Below are 20,954 nucleotides of genomic sequence, written 5' to 3'. Positions count from 1 at the left end.
TATGGCTCCTGTCCCTATTTCTCTGCGACGAGCCGCCGCGATCCAACTGCGAGTGATTGGAGCCCTCTTATTACGAGAGGCAATCACTCGTTATGGCCGACACAATATCGGCCTCCTTTGGATGGTCGGAGAGCCGATGCTGTTCACACTCGGTGTCGCGGGCCTGTGGGCGACGGTGAAGATGCACACCGTTGCAGATATCCCGGTCATCGCCTTCGCGGTAACCGGTTATTCCTGTGTCCTGGGATGGCGCAATACGGCCTCTCGCTGCGCCAAAGCAATCGAACCCAATCTCAGCTTAATGTATCACCGCAATGTTAAGGTCATAGATATCTTTATGGCCAGGATATTGCTGGAACTCATTGGCGCCACAGGATCCCTTATCCTGTTGACTATATTCTTTGCTTTGGTCGGAGCGATGGACTGGCCTGAAGACATCGTAACCGTCGCGGCAGGGTGGGGATTGATCGGCTGGTTCGCCTTAGCTCTAGGCTTCATCGTCGGCTCGATCTCGGAACGCTCGGAGACCTTTGAGCGTCTTTGGCACGTCGCAACCTACATCATGTTTCCCCTGTCGGGGGCGATGTTTATGGCCCACTGGTTGCCACAAAGCTTTCAAAAAATAGTGCTATGGCTGCCGATGGTCCATGGTACCGAAATGGTTCGCCATGGCTATTTTGGAAAAAGCACGATCACCATGGAAGATCCTCTGTATTTCGCCAGCATCAATCTGATCATGACGATGGTCGGCTTGGTTTTGGTGCGGGATTGTGAGAAGCGAGTTCAGCCAGAATGATAGCGCTTGAGAACATCAGCAAAATCTATCCGATTCGCGGTGGCCAGCACATCGTTCTCAAGAATCTGAACTTGACCCTCCATCCTGGCGAGAAGATCGGCATTCTTGGCCGTAACGGATCGGGCAAATCGACTCTAATCCGGATTCTCAGCGGTGCCGAACAGCCGACCCAGGGGCGGATCTTTCGGGGGATGAAGCTGTCGTGGCCGCTCGCCTTCGGTGGAGCGTTCCAGGGAAGCCTGACCGGCCTCGACAACCTAAAGTTTATTTGTAGAATCTACGGGGTAGATTATCGCGAGAAGATTGATTTCGTCGATGACTTCTCCGAACTTGGGCGCTTTTTGCGCGAACCGGTAAAGACCTATTCCTCGGGAATGCGGGCGCGCTTGGCCTTTGCCATATCCATGGCGATTGAGTTCGACGGCTTCCTGGTCGATGAGATCATCGCCGTGGGAGATGCCCGCTTCCACGCTAAATGCCAGCACGAATTGTTCGAACGACGAGCGGATCGGGCGCTGTTGCTGGTCTCTCACGATGAACACACCATCCGCACCCAGTGCCAGCGCGCGGGTGTCCTGATCAAAGGTCACCTCAGCCTCTTCGACAACATGGATGAAGCCTTCGACTTCTACCGGGAGCTGGGCGAGATCAACAGCATCACCGCCCTGCATGAGGTTCTACGGACAAGGGAACGCGCTGAAAAAGAAGCCACGCAGCCCTCATTGGAGGAGGCCCCACCTTGCCCTTCCGCGGCAAATGATTTGGCGCAACCTTCGGCTTGACCTCGATACCAAGCGGACCTTCATCGATAAAGTCGGTCAGATGACCTAAACAGCCGAAGAACGTCCCGCGTAACGAACAATCTTTAATTGATATTTCATTCGCAATCCGCACAGATGGCTTTGCAGTTGTCCGTCGGCTTAAATTTGACTGAATGTTAACGAATCGTCTCGCCATCGAGACCGCCCAATCTGCGCGAGTCCGATCAAACGGATGTAGAGCGGCAGAGCGGTTCCATCCTTGCGTATCACAGGCCTTGTGCCGTAATTTGGCCCGCTTATTTCTCAATCCGCCGAAACGCGCCGTCTTGCTCACCCGATTCTCGTCACGAGTATTGCGCGGCTTGGGTGCGCAAAATTAGGCTCGTCCCCACGATCTGGCTTGATATGGAGACATGCCCCGCCTCCCGCAGGGCCATACCCATCTGATCGAGATGCGATCAGATTGCTCGACGAGAAACTGAGGCATATCTTGACGGGTCCCCGTCTCGGTAGCAGCATGGGCGAATCACGTCATATTAATTGATAATGCAACAAATCATAATTTATGCACCCCACATGACGAAAAAAGACAATTTTTGATCCGCGAGACGCTCTATTGATTACGCCTCAGACAAAAATAAATATTTTGAGGCCCAAACTCCCTTTCATTTTTTAGAAAAAACTCATAGGCCAGCTGAAGGACAACATCAGAGTATTTTTTAAAAAAATACGCATCCCACTTCACGCTCCATCTGCAAAAGAAATACATAATGGAATCTATGGTTCTTAAGAATACAGTCGCCATTGTGGGTTGCGCGTGCCGTTTCCCTGCCGCATCAAATCCAGACGATTTCTGGAAGATCCTCACCGAAGGACGGGATGTCGTCAGCACGATTCCGCCTGAGCGCTGGAATCAATCTTCATTCTTTCACCCCGACAAAGCGGAACCCGGACGGAGCTACACCTTCTCCGCTGGGGTGCTGGGGGATTTGTCCGGCTTCGACGCTGCTTTCTTTGGTATTTCCCCTCGTGAGGCCGAGCAGATCGACCCGCAACAGCGTCTGTTGCTGGAACTGACCTGGGAAGCGCTGGAGCAAGGGGGGCAACGCCCCTCTACCCTGGCCGGAACCGACACGGCGGTGTTCGTCGGCATCTCTGGAATGGATTATTCCAACGCCCGCCAGGACGATCCGTCCTCGGCCAACGCCTATTTCATGCTGGGTTCGACGCTATCGATCGCAGCCAACCGCATTTCCTTCTGCTTCGATTTCAATGGCCCGAGCATGGCGATCGATACCGCCTGCTCCTCGGGCATGATGGCGATGCATGAAGCCTTCCAGGCGGTACAGTCGGGCCGGGTTCCGCAAGCGGTGGTCGGCAGCGTCAATCTGCTGCTCAGTCCCTATCCATTCATCGGCTTTTCCAAAGCGTCGATGTTATCGAATTATGGCCGCTGCCGGGCATTCGACAAGCTGGCCGCGGGTTATGTCCGCGCCGAGGGTGGCGGGGTGCTGGTACTAAAGCCCCTGGCCCAGGCCCAACGCGATGGCGACCGTATCCTGGCGATCGTTCGGGGGGCCGACACCAATTGCGACGGCCACACCTCGGGAATCGCCCTGCCCTCGTCGGAGCGGCAGGAAGCCCTGTTGCGGCAGGTTTACCAGAGGTTCGGTGTCGATCCCGCTGCGGTCAGCTACATAGAGGCCCACGGCACCGGTACCGCCGTCGGCGATCCGGCCGAGGCCGGAGCAATCGGCCGGGCGATCGGCTGCCACCGTCCTGCCGGACGTCCCCTGCCGATTGGTTCGGTCAAAAGCAATATTGGCCACCTGGAACCGGCTTCGGGGATGGCCGGGATGATCAAGGCCCTGCTGATGCTGAAGCACGGCCAGATCCCGCGTTCATTGCATATCGAGACTCCCAATCCGGATATCGATTTCGAGGGCATGAACCTTACCTTGGCGCGTGCGCTGGCTCCCCTGCCCCGCCATGACGACCATCCAGCGGTCATTGGCATCAACTCCTTCGGCTTCGGCGGTGCCAACGTCCACGTGATCCTGGAGGAATATCCCCAGCCCGCACCGGCGACGACACCCCCGCAGCCGGGGCAATCCGAGCCGCCGCTGGTGCTGTCGGCACGGTCCGAACCGGCGTTGCGGGCGATGGCCGGGCAGATCGCCGACCTGCTGGAGCGCACGTCACCCCCGGCTTGGTATGACCTCGCCCACACCACCGCATTACGACGCGATCACCACGACCACCGTCTGGTGGTCCATGCCGGAGACGCCATTCCACATCTGCGGCAATTTTCGGAAACCGGGCGGGACGAGCGGATCGTTTCCGGCAAAGTGGTGTCACCGACCCGCCGTCGGGTTGGCTTTGTCTTTTCCGGGAACGGTGCCCAGTTCGCCGGAATGGGGCGCTCTCTGCTGGTCCAAGACCCGGTATTCCGTGCCGAGGTGGACCGGATCGATACGCTGATCCAGCAGATCGCGGGCTGGTCGGTGATCGCGGAGATGCAGGCCGACCCGGAGAATAGCCGCCTTGCCGATACCGAGGTGGCACAACCCCTGCTGTTCGCGTTCCAGGCCGGGCTGGTCGCCAGCCTCGCCGCGCGGGGACTGGTCGCCGAAGCCGTGACAGGCCATAGCGTCGGCGAGGTTGCCGCAGCTTATTGTGCCGGAGCCTTGACCCTCGATCAGGCGGTGAAGCTGATCCTCACCCGCAGCGCGGTCCAGGGGCGCACCAAGGGCCTGGGGCGGATGGCCGCGGTTGAGTTGCCTCCCTCGGGCGATATCGCTTCGTATCTTGCCCCACTGGCGGGACAGGTCGAGATCGCGGCGTACAACAGCCCGCATGGCCTGACCCTGTCGGGAGAGACCGATCCGCTGCTGGCCTTGACCGATCGGCTGACCGGCGATGGGCTGACGGTGCGGGTGCTGAAGCTGGATTACGCCTTCCACAGCCACCTGCTCGATCCGGTGCGTGAAGATCTGCTCGTCGGACTGGCCAATTTGCAACCGGCCCCGGCGCGGGTCGAGATCCATTCGACCGTGCTCGGCGCGCGGATCGATGGCGAACGTCTCGACGCCGAGTATTGGTGGCGGAATCTGCGCGAGCCGGTCTATTTCCGGGAGGCGATCACGCGGATGGCGGAGGAAGGGGTCTCGGTGTTCGTCGAGATCGGCCCGCATCCGATCATGCAATCCTACGTGCGGCAAACCCTGCGCGCCAGCAACCAGCCCGGTCAGGTGATGTTCGTCACCAGCAACAAGAGCGGCGAGGCGGAACGGGTCTCGCTGGCAGTCGATCGCGCCTATACGCTGGGTGCTCCGATTGCCTTCTCCCAGTTGCTTCCCCGTCCCGGTGCCCCAGTCGATTTGCCGCCCTATCCCTGGCAGCGCGAGCGCTTTTGGCACCCGCATACGCCGGAAGCGCGGGGACCGCTCTGGCAGCAGGACGAAGGTTCCCTGCTGGGAACCCGCGTCATCCCGGATCAACCGCTGTGGGAGCGTCAGATCGACGCCGCCCTGTTCCCGTTCCTGGCCGATCATGTCGTTGGCGGAGCCGTGCTGTTCCCGGCCACCGGCTTCCTCGAAGTGCTGATCGAAGCGGCAACGTGCCTTTTCCCCGGCGAGCAAGCCGATATCGAAGCCTTCGAGATTTCCCGTCCGCTGGTGCTGGACCCCGGCCGGTCGAAGATGATGCGGGTGACGTGGAGCGCGGCCGAGAGCAAGCTGCGCATCGAGAGCCGCACCCGGATGCAGGACGAGCCTTGGTTGCTGCATGTCGTCGCCCGACTGTCCCGGCCGGGGTATCTGCCCGCACCAGCCCCCTTGCCAACCTGCCCGAATACGGCGGTGACGGTCGAGGCCGAGGCGCATTACGCCCTCGCGCGACGGATCGGCCTGGATTACGGCCCCTGCTTCCAGACGGTATCGACGGTCGCAATCGATGACGATACCGCCTGGGTTGAACTGACGATCCCCGATGGAATTATCGATGGGTTCGATCGTTTTCGTTTGCATCCGGCTCTGATCGACGGCTGTCTTCAGGGCCTGTTCGACCTGGCGGCCAGTCGCCTCGGCAACCATAGGCCCTTGGCCTACCTTCCGGTGCGATTCCAGCGCTTCCTGCTTTACCCGGTGATCGGCCTCGCGGTGCGGTGCGGGATCAGATTGGTACGGGCCGGAACCCGATCACTGGTCGCCGATTTCACGGTCATCGATTCCGAAGGACGGGTTCTCGCCGAGATCCATGGATTCCGGTTCCAACGCGCCGCCCTCAAGCGGAGCAGCGAGGGAACGACCCCGCTTTATGTCGAACGGTCCCATCCCTTGCCGCCGGTCATGGCGTTCGCGGTGCCGAAGCAGGCCGTTGCCGCCGCACGTACCGCCCTGTTCCCACCGCCTGCGATCAATCCCCTGACGGCAGATTTCGATCGTTTGGCCGCACAGCAGGCCCGGCAAGCCGTGATGGCGCTGGGGCTTGATCCGGCGATGAGTCCGATCGAAGCCGCGGCACTGGTCCACCTCGACCTCGATCGGTTCGGGTTGCTGTCGCGCGTGCTGGAACTGGCGGCGCGGCCAGAGGCTGGGACCGATGGGAACGATCCTGACGCTACGTGGCGGCGAACGCTCGCCAGCCATCTCGATGCCCTGGCGGAATTGACCCTGTTGGGACGAAGCGCAAGCGCCCTGCCCGCACTGTTGCGGGGCGAACAGCTGGACGGAACGGCCCCGACGGCGGCCACACTCGCCCACTTCCACGAGGCGTCGCCGACGCTGGCTGCCGGTGCCGACGCGGTCGCCGACGCCACCGCCCGGTTCGCCGCGGCATGGCCGCCCGGACGCCGACTGGCGATCCTGGAAGTCGGCGCGGGCGCGGGCGGCCTGACCCGGCGTCTGCTCGGAGTGTTGCCTCCGGGAGACTTCGACCTCGTTGTATCCGACATCGACGAGAATGCGCTCGATCATCTGCGCGCCGAATTCGCCGATCGCCCCGAGGTGCGGGTCTGCCGGATCGATCTGATGATGGCTGAAGCCGCACGGGACGAGTTGCCCCAACCTGGCGGGGTCGATCTCGTGGTCGGACATGGAATCCTGCACGTTGCCGCCAGCACGGCAATGGCGCTGGACGGCATCGCCCATCTGGTTCGTCCCGGCGGGGCGGTGGTGATTTCCGAACCCGCTCCGGCGGCATGGCTGGATCTGGCGTTCGGTGGCACTTCGTCCTGGTGGCGGATGCGCGATGACGGCACGTGGAGCGGCAGGCCACTGTCTGCCGAGGAATTGACTCAGGCGGCAACAGCGGCGGCGCTCGACGAGGCGATGGTGGCCCCAGTGGCCGGAGCCTTGGTGCTTGCCGCGCGCCGTCCCGAGTCGGAATCAGCACCGGATTTCGCCACCCCCATTGCGGGGGGTGCGCCTTGGCTGATCGTGGCCGGAACAGCGGAAACGGCCCACGCGGAGGCGCTGGTCGAGGCTCTGACCAGCCTCGGCTCCGCAGCGCAAATCGTCATGGACCCGCCCGACCAGCCGGAAGGCTGGGCCGCGATATGGAACGAGACACCAGCCGGAGTGATCGACCTCGGCGGTCTCGGCGAGAATGCTGACCCGGAAACCGGGCCGCTGGCGCTGGCGAACCGGCGCGGCTGGAGCCTGTTGGCGGCGGCGCAGGGCTGGACCCCACGCGAGGGAGACACCCGCCGCCCGACCTTGATCCTGGTGACCCGCGAGGCGATGAGCGATGGCACCGCGAGGCCGGAACAGGCCGTGCCATGGGGAGTTGGCCGGGTCGTGCGCAACGAGCGCCCGGAAATCGATCTGCGACAGATCGATCTCGATGCCGACGCCGGGATCATCGATCTGGCGCGGGAAATCGTGCTGGGCGCGGCAACCGGCGGCGAGAGCGAGGTGAGGTTGGGCGCGGGACGACGATTCGGCTTCCGGGTCGAACGGCTCGATCTCGCGGAAGACACAGTGGCGGCGGGAGACAGCAGCACCCCGACACTGACCTTCACTCCCGGCTCGCTCGATCATCTGCGCTGGAAAAGCAAGGCACGAATCGCCCCCGCCGCTGGCGAGGTCGAGATCGAGGTGCGCGCCACCGGACTCAATTTCCGCGACGTGATGTTCGCGATGGGGCTCTTGCCGGAGGAAGCGGTCGAGGCCGGTTTCGCCGGGGCGACCATCGGGATGGAGGGTTCCGGGGTCATCACCCGTGTCGGTGCCGAAGTCAAGGATTTGACGGTGGGGCAGCGCGTGCTGTTCTTTGCCCCCTCCTGCTTCTCCGGTCACGTCACCACTCGGACCACGGCGGTCGCGCCAATCCCGACAGCACTTAGCTTTGCCGAGGCGGCAACGGTGCCGACGGTGTTCTTCACCGTCTATTACGCCCTCGCCCACCTCGCCCGGCTGGGACGCGGCGACCGTATCCTGATCCATGCCGCCGCTGGCGGGGTGGGAATGGCGGCGATCCAGTATGCCCGCCACGTCGGGGCAGAGATCTATGCCACCGCCGGGTCACCGGAAAAGCGCTCGATCGTCGCTCTGCTGGGGGTGCCCGCCGACCACATCATGGACAGCCGTTCGACCGCATTCGCCGATCAGGTGATGGCCATGACCGGCGGCGAAGGCGTGGACGTGGTTCTGAACTCACTGGCGGGCGAGGCGATTCACAAGAGTCTGGCTGTGCTGCGCCCGTTCGGTTCCTTCCTGGAATTGGGCAAGCGCGATTTCTATGCGGATTCGTCGATCGGATTGCGTCCGTTCCGGAACAACCTGTCCTATTTCGGCATCGACGCCGACCAGTTGCTGGAAGCACGGCCAGACCTCGCCCGGCGATTGTTCGGCGAGGTGATCGCCCTGTTTACTCAAGGAGTTTTCCATCCGCTGCCGTTCCGGGAGTTCACGGCACCGCGGGCGATCGAGGCGTTCCGCCACATGCAGCAGGCCCGGCACACCGGTAAAATTGTCGTGTTGCCGCCGCTTCAGCGAGAAGAAACCCCTGTTGCGATCTCTCGCTCGCCCTTCCCGCTCGATCCCACCGCCTGCTATCTGGTAACCGGCGGTCTGGGCGGTTTTGGCTTGTCTACGGCCCAGTGGCTGGCAGAAAAGGGCGCGCGGTCGCTGGTGCTGGTCTCTCGGCGGGGCACCGCCCAAGACGGCCCCGAGCAGGAAACGGTAACGGCGCTGCGAGACGCCGGAGTGAGGGTGGACGAACGGGCCTGCGACGTCAGTGACCCCGCCCAGGTGGCAGCATTGGTGTCCGAAATCGCCGCCGGTCCCTCGCCGCTAAAGGGACTTATTCATGCGGCCGCCTGCTTCGACGATGGCGCTGTCGAGGCCATGACTCCAGAGCGACTCCATCGGGTTCTGGCACCGAAGCTGACCGGAGCGTGGGCTTTGCATCAGGCGACCCTGGATGTGCCGCTTGATTTCTTCGTGGTCTATTCGTCGGTGACAACCCTGTTCGGCAATCCCGGCCAGAGCAATTATGTTGCCGCCAATCTCGCCCTGGAGCGGCTGATCGTGGCGCGACGCGCCGCTGGCCAACCGGCTCTGGCGGTGGGTTGGGGGCCGATCGGCGATGCCGGTTACCTGACTCGCAATGTCACGGTGGCGGAAACACTGGAACAGCGGATGGGCGTCCGGCTGCTGAAATCGGCCCAGGCTTTCGTCTGGCTGGAACGGTTGCTGGAACGGCCGGGTCCAGCCGTCGTGACGGTCGCCGACCTGGACTGGCGGACCCTTCGCGGCGGCCTGCCCGCGCTGACCGCGCCACGCTTCCGCGCGGTGGTCGGGGCCGGGAGCGAGGATAGCGTTGGCGACAGCATCGACTTCCGGGCTTTGGCAGCATCGATGCCCCCGGAAGAGTTGCAGAAATTCCTGACCGAACTGTTGGCGGAACAGATCGGCCATGTCCTGCGGCTGTCGGCCGATAAGGTCGAAATCGAGCGACCGATTTTCGATATGGGGATGGATTCGCTGATGGCGCTTGAATTACGGATGCAGATCGAGGAAAAAACAGGAATTCAACTTTCTGCCATGGCGATCACCCCGGATACCACTATCATGAAGTTGGCTGGGTATTTGCGCGAACACCTTTTGGGAACCGGGGCCACAGAAACAACCGTCGAGACCGGAATGGTCACCGAATTGCTGCGTTCCCATGCCGTGGACACCGGCGCGGAAGATATCAGCGAGGTGGTCGAAGATCTGGAGACAAAACTGGCGGAAGGGGCCAAGCTCCTATCATGACCGTAAACACCCCTTCCCTCGCCGGCCTCTCGCAAGAACAAAAGCGAGAGATGCTACAACGTGCGCTGGAAAAGCGCGGAACCAGCAATGGCTCGGCCAAGGATAACGACGTCCGGGCCGTCATCGACCAGATTCCCGAATCAGCCTACCGCTTCGACAAGTTTCCAGAATATTACCGGCTGCATCTTCAGCGCACGCTGGCGGAAAATGCCGGGATTCCAAACCCCTATTTCCGCGAGCATGACAGTTACGGCGGTGCCACCACGGTGGTGGACGGACGGAATTTGCTGAATTTCGGCATGTACAATTACCTGGGGCTCAATGGCGATCCTCGGGTCAATGCCGCCGCGATGGCCTCCATCGAACGGTATGGCACCTCGGCCTCGGCAAGCCGGGTGGTGTCGGGCGAACGGCCGATCCACCGCGCGCTTGAAGTCCGGTTGGCCGAATTGCACGAAGCCGACGATGCGGTGGCGTTCGTCAGCGGCCACGCCACGAATGTCAGCGTGATCGCTTCGTTGCTGGGGTCCGGGGATCTCGTTCTGCACGACCGTCTGGTGCACAACAGCGTCATGCAGGGAGCAATGCTGTCGGGGGCAACCCGTCAGGCTTTCCCCCACAATGACTGGCAGGCAGTCGACGCGATCCTGGCTGAATCCCGACGGCGCTTCGATAAAGTGCTGATCGTGGTCGAAGGCCTGTACAGCATGGATGGCGACATCTGCCCACTCGATCGCTTCGTCGAAATCAAGCGCCGCCACAAAGCCTTGCTGATGGTTGACGAAGCCCACTCGATGGGAGTGCTAGGGGCAACGGGACGAGGTGCCCGCGAGCATTTCGGCTTGGCATCCACCGATGTCGATATCTGGATGGGAACGCTGTCGAAGAGCTTCGCCAGCTGCGGCGGCTATATCGCAGGCAACAGTGCGCTGATCGAACTGTTGAAGCTTACGGCGTCGGGCTTCGTTTACAGTGTTGGCCTGCCGCCACCGATGGCCGCCGCGGCCCTCGCCTCGATCGAGATCATGCTGGCCGAACCGGAACGGGTCGCGACGTTGCGCGCCAACGGTCAGTTGTTCCTGAATCTGGCAAAGGCGCGGGGACTGAATACCGGGCTGTCGCAGGGGATCAACGTGGTGCCGGTGATTCTCGGCCAGTCGGTTCTTGCCGCCCGCCTCGCTGCGATGCTGCATGAACGAGGGATGGAAACGCCACCGATCATTCACCCGGCGGTTGAGGAGCGCGCAGCCCGCCTGCGTCTGTTCATTTCCTCCCTCCACTCCAAAGACCAAATCCACCAAGCGGTCGAAATGATCGCCGAGGCTTTGGCCGAGATAAAGCCGCCCAAGGAAGACCTGTGACACCGACGGAATAAAGCGGATTTGGGTGAAACAGGAAGGAACGGAGATGGACATCAGGTTCGGCACGGCAGATGACATCGCGTTCATTGCCGATTTCATTGTCGCTGCCGGTGCGGGCATTTTCGAACAGGTGTTCGAGGGTGTGCTGCCGGGGGTGAAAGCCAACGATGTCCTGCGGATGGCGGTCAGCGATTCCAACGCCAGCCTGCATTTCTCCAACGCCCTGCTGGCTGAGGAACAGGGGCGGATCGCGGCGATGGTTCTGGCCTATCCCTCCGACGAATACGGCTTGCCGACAATGGCCAAGATCCTGATCCCCAAAAAGCGGTTGCAACCGCTGCGCCCCCTCTTCGAAAGTCGGCTGCCGCTCTCCTGGTATATCAATACCGTGGCAGTTGACCCCGCGTTCCGGTCGCGAGGGCTGGCCCGGTTGCTGTTGCAGACCCTGGGCGACACGGCCGAACAATGTGGGATAAGGTCACTGACGCTACACGCCTGGAGCGGTAACCTCTCTGCTTGCAATCTGTACCGTTCCCTGGGATTTGACGTGGTCGGCCGCGTTGCGATTGAACCTTTCGATCGACAGATGCACGAGGGACCGATGCTGTTGATGCAGGCCCCGTTGCCATTGCTGACGGCTTCGCCTCAACAGGCAATAGGATGAATCCGGTCACGCCACAGGCGATTCTGATTACCGGAGCCTCAGGCGGGATTGGCGGTGCCCTCGCCAAGGCCTATGCACGCGAAGGCGTTTCCCTCGCTCTGACCGGACGCGATACCGGACGGCTGGCGGAGGTAGCGGAAGCCTGTGCGGCCAAGGGAGCACGAGTCCGAACCGAGATCGCCGATATCACCGACAGCGAGGCGATGCGCGCCTTGATTCTCGATTTCGACGCCTGGGCACCGCTTGATCTGGTGATCGCCAATGCCGGAATCTCCTCGGGCGAACGGCCGGACGGCCGCAACGAAAGCCTGGAGGATGCGCAACGAACCATCGCCGTCAATCTCGGCGGCACCCTGAACACGGTCGATCCCGCCGTGAGTTGCCTGCGACGACGCGGACGAGGCCAGATCGCGCTGCTCGGGTCGCTGGCCGCATGGCGAGGTCTGCCGTTCTGCCCGGCCTATAGCGCGAGCAAGGCGGCGGTGGAAACCTACGGCGAAGCGTTGCGGGCCAAGCTCCGGCCCGAGGGTATCGCGGTCTGCACCATCAGCCCCGGCTATGTCCGCTCGGCGATGAGCGCTCGTGTCGTCGGACACAAGCCATTGCAGATCGATGCGGATCAGGCGGCCGCCATCATCCGCGCCGGACTGGCGCAAGGGCGATCACGGATCGCCTTCCCCTTCTCTTTGGCGTTCGGCACCCGTCTGCTGGCGCATCTCCCTCCCTGGGCCGCGGACCTAGTTTTACCCCTGTTCGCGTTCAGCGTCCGCGAAGAGTAAGACCGGCAATCGTAAGGAATAACCTGCGGTCACCAGTTCAACCGCCCTCATGAGAGGCGGTCAAAGACGGGCCTCGTCGGCGTCGCGCACAGGCGAGACCACAAAACCTTAGCGGAACCAGGAATAAGACACGGGACGGATAGACCATCCGGAATTGGCCTGAACGGGGAAAGGAGGGGAAACGGTGATCCTGTTTTTTATCTGCCTTGCAGCGACGATCCTCGCGATGCTGGTCATGGACACCCTGATCGAGCCTCGCGCCAAGGCATCGCCCCTGTTCCGCCGCATGGCGCTCCTGTCGGTGATGCCGGTGGTGATGTTCTATCTCACCATCTTCATGATTGGTTACCGGCCATTCTTCTCGGCGCTGACGACCTGCGCGACCCTGGCAATCATCGTCACCATCAACAACGTCAAGTTCCGAGAATTGAAGGAGCCGCTGTCCTTCTCCGATTTTGCCCTGCTGCGCCAGGTCTTCGTCTACCCCGCGCTCTACATCCGCCATATCGGCGTCGTGCGATCGATCGTGATTTGCGTAGCGATCCCGGCGACGATCTTCTGCGGATTTTCGCTTGAGGCTCCAATCATCAAGCGAGAGTCGGCCGAGGATCTGGTTCCGACGCTGTTATATTTCTTTCTCCTGTTCGGGATGATTCATGCGTGCACTCGTGGAGTCTTTCGGGGAGCATTCTTACAACTCCTGAGAAAATTTGGTCCCTCCACCGACGTGCAGCGTGACATGGACAGCCTGCCGCTGGTGGTGTGCCTGATCATCTATTTCTTCCTGGCCAACGAGCCTGACCTGACCAAAAGTAAGGCCCAATCCAGCAGCGCTCGACGAGCCAGGGAACGCGATGGGACGGAGGGGGGGGGACCGGATCTTCCGGCGTTCCCCTCGCCGCTGATCAAAGCGGTATGGCCGTTGCCCAAAACCGTGGTCGCGATCCAGAGCGAATCTTTTTTCGATGCCCGCCGACTCGACCCCTCGATCCAGCGCGGGGTCCTGGCGCATTGGGACATGCTCCGCGATTCCGCTCTATATCATGGCCGTCTCAGCGTCCCCGCCTGGGGCGCCAATACCATGCGCACAGAATTTGCCTTCCTGTCCGGGTTGCCGGCCGAGGCGTTGGGGGTGCATCGCTATAACCCCTTCCTGCATTTATGCCATCGCCCGATCTGGACCCTGGCCCATCACCTGCGCCAGCTTGGCTATCGCACGATTTGCATCCACCCCTTCCACGAAGATTTCTTCAATCGCGGTCAAGTCTATCCCAATCTTGGCTTCGACGAGTTCGTTGACATCACTGCGTTCGAAGGGGCCGAACTGTTCGGTCCCTATGTCAGCGACAACGCCGTCGCCGACAAAGTGATGGACCTGATCGCCAACGAAAATAACCCGATTTTCGTTTTCGCCATCACCATGGAAAATCATGGTCGCTGGGAAAAGGGCCGCCTCGACAAGGTTGTCGCGCCAGCCGACCTCGAAACACCGTTAGGCTCGCCCGAACTCGGCCTGTACCTGCATCACCTCGCCAATGCCGACCGCATGGCGGCGCGTCTGGTCGATTTCCTGGAGACGCGCGAGGGCGATGCGGTGTTCAGCATGTTCGGAGACCATCTACCCGGACTGGCCGAAGCCTTCCGAACCGTGGGCTACGAAGACGATCGCACCGATTACATCGTATGGCGCACTGGGAAGGTACATCCCCGCCAACTCGACATCAGCGCCGATACCCTCAACCGCCTGATGCTCGATGCGATTTTCAATCAGGTCAACAAAGTCGGCCCGGTCGAGGACCAATACATCTGATCCGATTAACCGTGTGTCCCCTACCCTCGGAGCCATCCATGGCCTCGTCCCACCATCATTTCCTATTCCTCCAGGGAAACGCGACTTGGTTTTATCGCCGCCTGGGCGAGGCACTGGTCCAGCGTGGCCATGCGGTCACCCGAATCAATGTCTGCGGCGGCGACCGTCATTTCTGGGGAGACTGGCAGGCAATCGACTGGAGAGGCGGCGAAAGCGGATTCGGCGCATTCATCGCCGCCGAGATGGCGGCACGAGGGATTGATTCCGTTATTTTGTTCGGAGATTGTCGCCCACTGCACCGCGCCGCCCTGGAGCAGGCGCGGCAGCGAGGAGCCGCGATCTGGGTGTTCGAGGAAGGCTATCTGCGCCCGCATTGGGTTACCCTGGAACGCGAAGGGGTCAATGGCTATTCCCGCCTTCCCAGCAATGCGGACTGGTACCGAAAAACCGCCCGAGATCTGCCACCGACGCCGACACCCCGTCCGGTCGGAACGGGTCTGTGGAGGCGGATCTGGTATGACTTCCGCTGGCAGATCACCAATTACCTGGCCCCAAAGCGCTATCCCGATTACCGCACCCATCGGCCTTATCCGATCTGGGCGGAATATGCCAGTTGGGCCACCCGCCTGGCGACGCTACGCTGGCGTCAGGCCCAGGCACTGCGTGTCGTCAGCACGTTGGAAGCAGAGGGAACGCCGTTCTACCTGTTTCCGCTACAGCTTGATACCGACGCTCAGATCAGGGTTCATTCCCGCTTTGGTGGGATGATGGCGGCGATCGAGACCGTACTTAAGTCCTTCGCCGCCGATGCGCCAATGACGGCACGTTTGGTGATCAAGAACCACCCCCTCGACAATGGCTGGATCAACTACCGTCGTCGCATCGGCCAACGCGCCAAGGCGCTCGGAATCGATACGCGGGTGCATTTCATCGACGGTGGCGACCTCAACACCCTGATCGATCAGGCGCGAGGTATCGTCACAGTCAATAGTACCGTAGGGATGACAGCGCTGGAGCGGGGGCGGCCGGTGATCTGCCTGGGGCGAGCCATCTACAACATCCCTGGCCTGACCTTTACCGGGCCGCTACAGGCGTTCTGGCGCGAGGCATCATCGCCTGACCTCGCCCTCTTCGAGGATTTTATAGCGGTGGTACGCGCCGCATGCCTGATCAATGGAAATTTCTATACCCCCGAGGGTATTGCGATCGCCGTGGAAAATAGCCTCCCCCGGCTGGAGGGCGATCGAGATCTTCTCGCGACAGCGCCCTCCCCGTGATCATTTCCGTATGATTGACCGACACGTTCGGGACAGCCAGCGGCGAAACCGCCCTTGAATCCGTCGGACTTGCACCAGCAAACCCGGCCGCCACAGAGTGCTGTCGGAAAAACGGGCGATCACAGTCTCTGGACCGCAGGGAATCCCGGTCAACGGATCAAGATAGCGAGGATAAAACAGCAAAGTACCAGCCACCAGTTCCTCTAATGTCAGCTGGCGGCGGCGGCGCGGCGGCGGAGAAACATCGGTGGTCAGCCCCCACCCCGCATAAAAAGGATGGCCATAAACAGTGACCTTCTTGCCACGCAACAAAGCCTCGAACCCGGCGAGTGATGTCAGGCAGTGAACTTCATCAATCGCGCGGATCAGATCCGCCATCGCCCCACTCCGCACGATCAGATCGGCGTAGAGCAAGGCTTCGTCATCCACGATCGCACCACGGCGATGTCCGGCATCGACATCGGGATGAGGTTTGTAGAGAATCCGAGCCTCGGGGTTCGCGGCACGAACCCGACGCAGCAGATCGAGATTGCTGGTAATGCCAGCTCCGCCCAACAAGACAGAGCGATCATCCTCGACCTGCCCCGGAACCAACAGAATCCGCCCAGGCGGTAATGTTGGAAGACTGGCGGCGCCACCGGCATATTTGGTGATATTGCGGGACACCATCAGCTCGATCAACCGGCGCGTCCGTTGTTGAGTGGCTTCATCGAGGGTAATGGTCTCAAGCAGACGCTCAAGATCGCTGGGACGGGATGGATCGTAATAAAGCCCCGATGCGTCCAGGGTGATCGAGGCCGGGGGAATAAAATCGGCTCCAAGCCCGGACGAACGGATGAAGCCGTCCTCGACCCGGATCAGAGGAACCCCAGCGGCGGCAGCCAGGGATGCCAAGGCCGGCGGCTCACGCGAGGCCCACACGGCAATCCCACGCCCCTGAGCTTGGGCCAGGGCGACGGCCCGGCGCGCCCGCTGGGTGAACCGAGGGTTCCCCGCCGATGTGCGCACGAATTCGGCAATGCGCCGCCGCTTCCAGAAGGCCATACCGACGCAGACGCCAATGCCACGGTTGATCCGGTCGAGGGCACGGCAACGACGGACAACAGCCAGAGCCTCCTCGAAACAGCATTCCTGGCCGTCATACGGATCGTAATAGCGGGTCCCGAGCAGAGCATGGGCGGCAAAGAGCTCGATCAGACTCAAAGACCGGGAACGGGATGACACCCCAAGCGCATCTTGGGTCAGCCCCCAACCGGAAAAGAAGGTTGGACAGTGGCAGACCACGCTCTTCCCTGCGAGCAAGGCGAGGAATCCGGTGGAACCCCCGCAGGAATGTACTGATTGAACTGCGGGAAACAGAGACCAGGGGTCGTGCGGATCAGTTAGCACCGTGGCACCGTGGCGCCTCCAGCGGTCCAGTATCTCCGCAAAACTGATCGGCATCGGTCCCCGTTGCTGGACGGCAACCAGCAGACGATCCGGGGTGTAGATCCGATCAATTGAGGCCGCCGCGTCTGACCATTCCTCCGCAGCCGACTCAATCAGCACTAAAACGTCAGGACGCCCCCCATCAGCAGGGGGAGACCAGCTTTTCTCCCACCAGACACCACCCACCCCCTCTTCAACAATAGCGCGCAAACCATGCGCCGCCCGTTCCAGCAGCGCTGGATCGTCCAGTGCGGTGGCAAACTCTAGAGGAGATGGGGCCACGACTTTGCCAAGAGTTCGTCTTTGCCATGGGGAAAGGCGCAGCACACCAAGCCCGGATAACCCGACATCTTCTTCAGACAAGATGTTTCCTTCGTGCATGCGTGAAACACGCTCTCATTTAAAAGCTGATCGCTCTGCTAGAGCGCGCAATACGCGATGAGATCCGGTCACCTGACTCATGTGCATTTCGCGTATACCGCAACCGTTTGCTCAACGCAGTTTTTCCATCGGTAGCCTCGGGTAACCTGCATGCCAACGCCCTGCCGTTATCCGATTCTCTCTAACAGGGCATCGACCCGCTCGAAATGCTGCCGCCATGACGGAGAACGAAACTCAGCGATCCGTTGTTTCTGCGCCTCCCGCTCGGGACTGTCTGGAGCCGCATAATCAAGAATTCGTTGCAGCCAGCCATTCCCGTCGAGAGGATCGAGATAATCTGGATAATCCCCAGCGATTTCCCGAAAAACTGGCAACGGACTAGCAATCACGGGCACCCCAGCGGCCAGCGCCTCCACTAAAGGCAAGCCGTAGCCCTCCTCGAATGATGGAAACAGCAAGCCCTGGGAATGGTGCAGGGCTGTCGAGAGGTCGGCATCGGAACAGCGTGAGTGCTCGATCACCAAGCCGCGCAACTTGTCGCAGCGGTCGAGCCGGTTAAAAACCTGTTCGCACTCCCACCCTCGCTGACCAATGATCATCAACCGAGGTGCCTGATCGCCGAATTGCTCCGCCAGTCGTTGCCATATCTGAAGCAGCAACAGGTGGTTCTTGCGCGGCTCGATCGTCCCGAGAATGACGAAGTAGGGGGAAGCCAAGGGCCGTGCCCTCGCTGGCGTCGGCCAGTCGGGAGGGGCAAGAGGAGCCACCGTGCAAATGGGCATCCGGTAGCCACGTTCTTCCGCGTACCGAGTAAGCACAGCCTCGGTCACCGTGGAATTAACGATAATCCCCGCCCCGACCGAGAGGATTGCATCCAGGCGGCGGTGATGCTTATCCGCCTCCCCTATGCGGCAATATTCAGGGTGGGTGATCGGAATTAGATCATGAAGGAAGAAGACCGGCGAATAAGAAGCGCGACGAATGCGACGGATGTAGTCCGGCTTCTCAAGACCGCTATGGCCGGTATTAAGCAGAATCGCTGGTCGATTGGACTGCATCGGCAGCAGATAAGCGCGGCTGACAATCCATTTCAGCCGCCGTGGGGTCTTTTTTTCTGGGGCAAGCACCTCATCAANAACTTGCTTCGATGCGTCGGCCCCCAGGATCAGCCAACGTCCCCCATAGCGGATCAGAGCCGAGGCGCGCTCGCGAAAATGAGTGATATAGGCGAGGCTAACCCGGTCAACCCCTGTTGGCAGCTTCCCCTGCAAACAGCGACCGACCAGTCGCGTCATGTCGATGAGTACAGGGGGAGTGCTCATTGATGCTTAGTTTCCGACGTTGGCGATTGTGTTCGCTGAATAAACCGACGAGGTGATGATGTTGATGAATGCCTGCAACTCTGCTGCCGGAGCGGTTGCGACATAGACAACGTCTTTATCCTGCATCGGGAATTTCTGCATCACGAGGAACGTGGCTGGGTTCTTCAGATCCGCCTGATAGATCACCGGCACCTTACCCTCGGAAGTTCGTGAGATTTTCTTGCTGGCATCGGGCAGCGCCGCAGGCTCCTCGAATCGGAAGATAAATAGCCCTTTCGGATCTGCCGCCCCTGGCATCAATCCACCGATACGTCCCAGCGCTTGGGCGAGAGATATCCCCTGAGCTTCGAACTGAATCTCGTCGTTCTTGCCGGAAGCCCCCAGGACGGTGAAATTGTTGGACTTGAATAATGCGGTGATTACATCGCCGGGCTGAAGGGAGATATCTTGCTTGGGGTCGCGGATAATGCTGTCGAGCGGCATCGACAGCACTTGGCCATCTCGGCTAAGTTGGATGGTCATCTGGCCAACGGGATGCTGAACTCCTCCGGCGGCGGCCAGGGTGTCAAGCAGTCGTTCGCCCTTGGCGGTCAAAGGCATGCGCAGGCTGCGAGCAACCTCACCGATAACCGTAACGTTCGAGCTGACATTCCGAATCACCCGCACCATCACCTGGGGCTGATGGGCCTTCCCCGTCAGACGTCGGACGATTTCCGCGGAAATCTGCGCAGGAGACAGCCCCCTTACGGGGACCGCCCCGGCAAAAGGAACATTGATCGAGCCATCGGCGGCGACCATTTCTTCTGGAAAAGTCGTTACCTTAGCCGTGGCTGTGCCGCTGCGCGAATCCAGGGATGCGGAACTGAACAAAACCGCCGGCGGGGCTTCCCACACCGAAACTTCCAGTACATCGCCGGACCCAACCGCATAGGCGTTGAGACTGTTCTTTTCTGGCAATGCCTCAGCAAACGTCAGCCGTTGTCGCAGCGTCACCTGCCGCTCGGCCGCTTCCTTGGTTATGGCGATTACAGGAATAGGCGTCGCCTCAACCTGCTCTTTTAGCTGCACGGCTCCTGGTCCAGTCGACGGTAGCCAAGTACCATTAAGCCCCAGCCATGCCTGCGTTTTAGAGCAACCGGACAATCCGAACAGCGCTACGACCACCAGCAGCAAGGCGAGTCGCGGGTTGCGCCGCAGTTCAGCGGTTGGCGATCCTCCATAGTCAGGCATTGGATACATCTTTCAAGCGGAAGGGAACAAACAAGTGAGTGGTCAGCCAGACCAGCGATTGAGTCATACATTGACACGAAAGGTCGTAAATGCTGCAGAAAGATGTGACGATTTCAGCGAAAGCGTCAAGACACGGAAGAAGGCTTCGAGCGAGGCCGAAGCCGATGGGCCGCATCATCATATTTCACACGGCCCAGCCTTGACTGGCTGATGGCCTGCGGTCAAGCGGGGGCGGCAGTTGGGGCTGGCCGCCGCAAATACGCTTTCGTCCGTTACCTATGTGTTACCTGTGGCGGGACTGGGACGCGAAAAAGGCGTTAGCTTTTTGAGCTAACGCCTTGAATTCGTTTATATTTTTGGTTGCGGGGGCAGGATTTGAACCTGCGACCTTCAGGTTATGAGCCTGACGAGCTACCGGGCTGCTCCACCCCGCGAGAAGAGAGAAGAAGTGGAGCTGGGGGATGTCGTTGTGTATAGGTATAAGTTTCCTTAGAAGACCTGGCAGCGACCGACTCTCCCGTGCCTTAAGACACAGTACCATGGGCGCAGAGGGGTTTCACGTCCGAGTTCGGGATGGGATCGGGTGGGGGGCCCTCGCTATGACCACCAGGTCGTCGAAGGAAACTTATTTCTGATCTGAGTAAACCGCGTGCAATTTAGCGTTCTAGATAGTCGGGCTTGCCGCCGCGCATGGGCGATCAAGCCGATCGAGCGATTAGTATGGCTTAGCTTCACGTGTTACCACGCTTCCACACGCCACCTATCAACGTGGTGGTCTTCCACGGCTCTGATAGGGAAACCTTGTTTTGAGGGGAGCTTCCCGCTTAGATGCATTCAGCGGTTATCTCGTCCGCACGTGGCTACCCGGCAATGCCGCTGGCGCG

11 protein-coding genes, 1 tRNA gene and 2 rRNA genes are annotated in these 20,954 nt (G+C 60.8%); 8 read left to right on the top strand and 6 right to left on the bottom strand.

Annotated features, from left to right (window positions below; translation table 11 throughout):
- Position 1 precedes the first annotated feature (1 nt).
- From PHAMO_RS15745 to PHAMO_RS15710, 8 genes are all read left to right on the top strand, one after another.
- Positions 2-796, top strand: coding sequence for an ABC transporter permease (locus PHAMO_RS15745; protein WP_002730770.1), 795 nt, complete (start codon positions 2-4; stop codon positions 794-796).
- Positions 793-1,578, top strand: coding sequence for an ABC transporter ATP-binding protein (locus PHAMO_RS15740; RefSeq protein ID WP_002730768.1), 786 nt, complete (start codon positions 793-795; stop codon positions 1,576-1,578). Before PHAMO_RS15745 ends, PHAMO_RS15740 begins: the two co-directional genes overlap by 4 nt.
- Before the next feature lie 758 nt (positions 1,579-2,336).
- Entirely contained in the window at positions 2,337-9,818 is a 7,482-nt protein-coding gene (locus PHAMO_RS15735) for a type I polyketide synthase (protein ID WP_002730767.1), read from the top strand.
- Positions 9,815-11,179, top strand: coding sequence for an aminotransferase class I/II-fold pyridoxal phosphate-dependent enzyme (locus PHAMO_RS15730; RefSeq protein WP_002730760.1), 1,365 nt, complete (start codon positions 9,815-9,817; stop codon positions 11,177-11,179). The genes PHAMO_RS15735 and PHAMO_RS15730 overlap by 4 nt, the downstream gene beginning before the upstream one ends.
- Positions 11,180-11,225: 46 nt before the next feature.
- Complete coding sequence (locus PHAMO_RS18720; protein WP_002730758.1) at positions 11,226-11,843, top strand: GNAT family N-acetyltransferase; 618 nt, start codon at positions 11,226-11,228, stop codon at positions 11,841-11,843.
- Positions 11,840-12,622 (top strand): SDR family NAD(P)-dependent oxidoreductase, encoded by a 783-nt coding sequence (locus tag PHAMO_RS15720; protein ID WP_002730756.1) that lies wholly within the window; start codon positions 11,840-11,842, stop codon positions 12,620-12,622. Before PHAMO_RS18720 ends, PHAMO_RS15720 begins: the two co-directional genes overlap by 4 nt.
- A gap of 184 nt (positions 12,623-12,806) precedes the next feature.
- Positions 12,807-14,432: an LTA synthase family protein gene (locus PHAMO_RS15715; protein ID WP_002730754.1), complete on the top strand. Its 1,626-nt coding sequence runs from the start codon at positions 12,807-12,809 to the stop codon at positions 14,430-14,432.
- A gap of 38 nt (positions 14,433-14,470) precedes the next feature.
- On the top strand, positions 14,471-15,709 hold the full coding sequence (locus PHAMO_RS15710; RefSeq protein WP_002730745.1) for a capsule biosynthesis protein: 1,239 nt from the start codon (positions 14,471-14,473) through the stop codon (positions 15,707-15,709).
- On the opposite strand, the gene PHAMO_RS15705 is transcribed toward PHAMO_RS15710, so the two are convergent.
- The 6 genes from PHAMO_RS15705 to PHAMO_RS15675 form a co-directional block, all read right to left on the bottom strand.
- A complete protein-coding gene (locus tag PHAMO_RS15705; RefSeq protein ID WP_162136967.1) occupies positions 15,710-17,500 on the bottom strand; it encodes a capsular polysaccharide export protein, LipB/KpsS family in 1,791 nt (596 codons plus the stop codon).
- Positions 17,501-17,685: 185 nt separating this feature from the next.
- Positions 17,686-18,576, bottom strand: a complete 891-nt coding sequence (locus PHAMO_RS15700) for a glycosyltransferase family 4 protein (RefSeq protein ID WP_456085344.1) — start codon at positions 18,574-18,576, stop codon at positions 17,686-17,688.
- Positions 18,577-18,846: 270 nt separating this feature from the next.
- A complete protein-coding gene (locus PHAMO_RS15695) occupies positions 18,847-20,070 on the bottom strand; it encodes a polysaccharide biosynthesis/export family protein (protein ID WP_002730738.1) in 1,224 nt (407 codons plus the stop codon).
- A gap of 357 nt (positions 20,071-20,427) precedes the next feature.
- Positions 20,428-20,504 (bottom strand) — tRNA-Met (locus tag PHAMO_RS15685).
- Positions 20,505-20,566: 62 nt separating this feature from the next.
- A 5S ribosomal RNA gene (gene rrf, locus PHAMO_RS15680) occupies positions 20,567-20,681 on the bottom strand.
- A gap of 83 nt (positions 20,682-20,764) precedes the next feature.
- A 23S ribosomal RNA gene (locus PHAMO_RS15675) occupies positions 20,765-20,954 on the bottom strand; the annotation flags it as partial.

It is taken from the genome of Magnetospirillum molischianum DSM 120 (assembly GCF_000294655.1).
Classification (GTDB): Bacteria; Pseudomonadota; Alphaproteobacteria; order Rhodospirillales; family Magnetospirillaceae; genus Phaeospirillum; species Phaeospirillum molischianum.
This window is presented reverse-complemented; position numbering and strand designations above follow the sequence as displayed.

Excerpts from the sequence above, each read along its gene's own strand:
- PHAMO_RS15720 (WP_002730756.1), top strand. The coding sequence starts at position 11,840 with ATGAATCCGGTCACGCCACAGGCGATTCTGATTACCGGAGCCTCAGGC.
- PHAMO_RS15695 (WP_002730738.1), bottom strand. The coding sequence starts at position 20,070 with ATGCCTGACTATGGAGGATCGCCAACCGCTGAACTGCGGCGCAACCCG.
- PHAMO_RS15710 (WP_002730745.1), top strand. The coding sequence starts at position 14,471 with ATGGCCTCGTCCCACCATCATTTCCTATTCCTCCAGGGAAACGCGACT.
- PHAMO_RS15730 (WP_002730760.1), top strand. The coding sequence starts at position 9,815 with ATGACCGTAAACACCCCTTCCCTCGCCGGCCTCTCGCAAGAACAAAAG.
- PHAMO_RS18720 (WP_002730758.1), top strand. The coding sequence starts at position 11,226 with ATGGACATCAGGTTCGGCACGGCAGATGACATCGCGTTCATTGCCGAT.
- PHAMO_RS15735 (WP_002730767.1), top strand. The coding sequence starts at position 2,337 with ATGGTTCTTAAGAATACAGTCGCCATTGTGGGTTGCGCGTGCCGTTTC.
- PHAMO_RS15745 (WP_002730770.1), top strand. The coding sequence starts at position 2 with ATGGCTCCTGTCCCTATTTCTCTGCGACGAGCCGCCGCGATCCAACTG.
- PHAMO_RS15700 (WP_456085344.1), bottom strand. The coding sequence starts at position 18,576 with ATGCAGTCCAATCGACCAGCGATTCTGCTTAATACCGGCCATAGCGGT.
- PHAMO_RS15740 (WP_002730768.1), top strand. The coding sequence starts at position 793 with ATGATAGCGCTTGAGAACATCAGCAAAATCTATCCGATTCGCGGTGGC.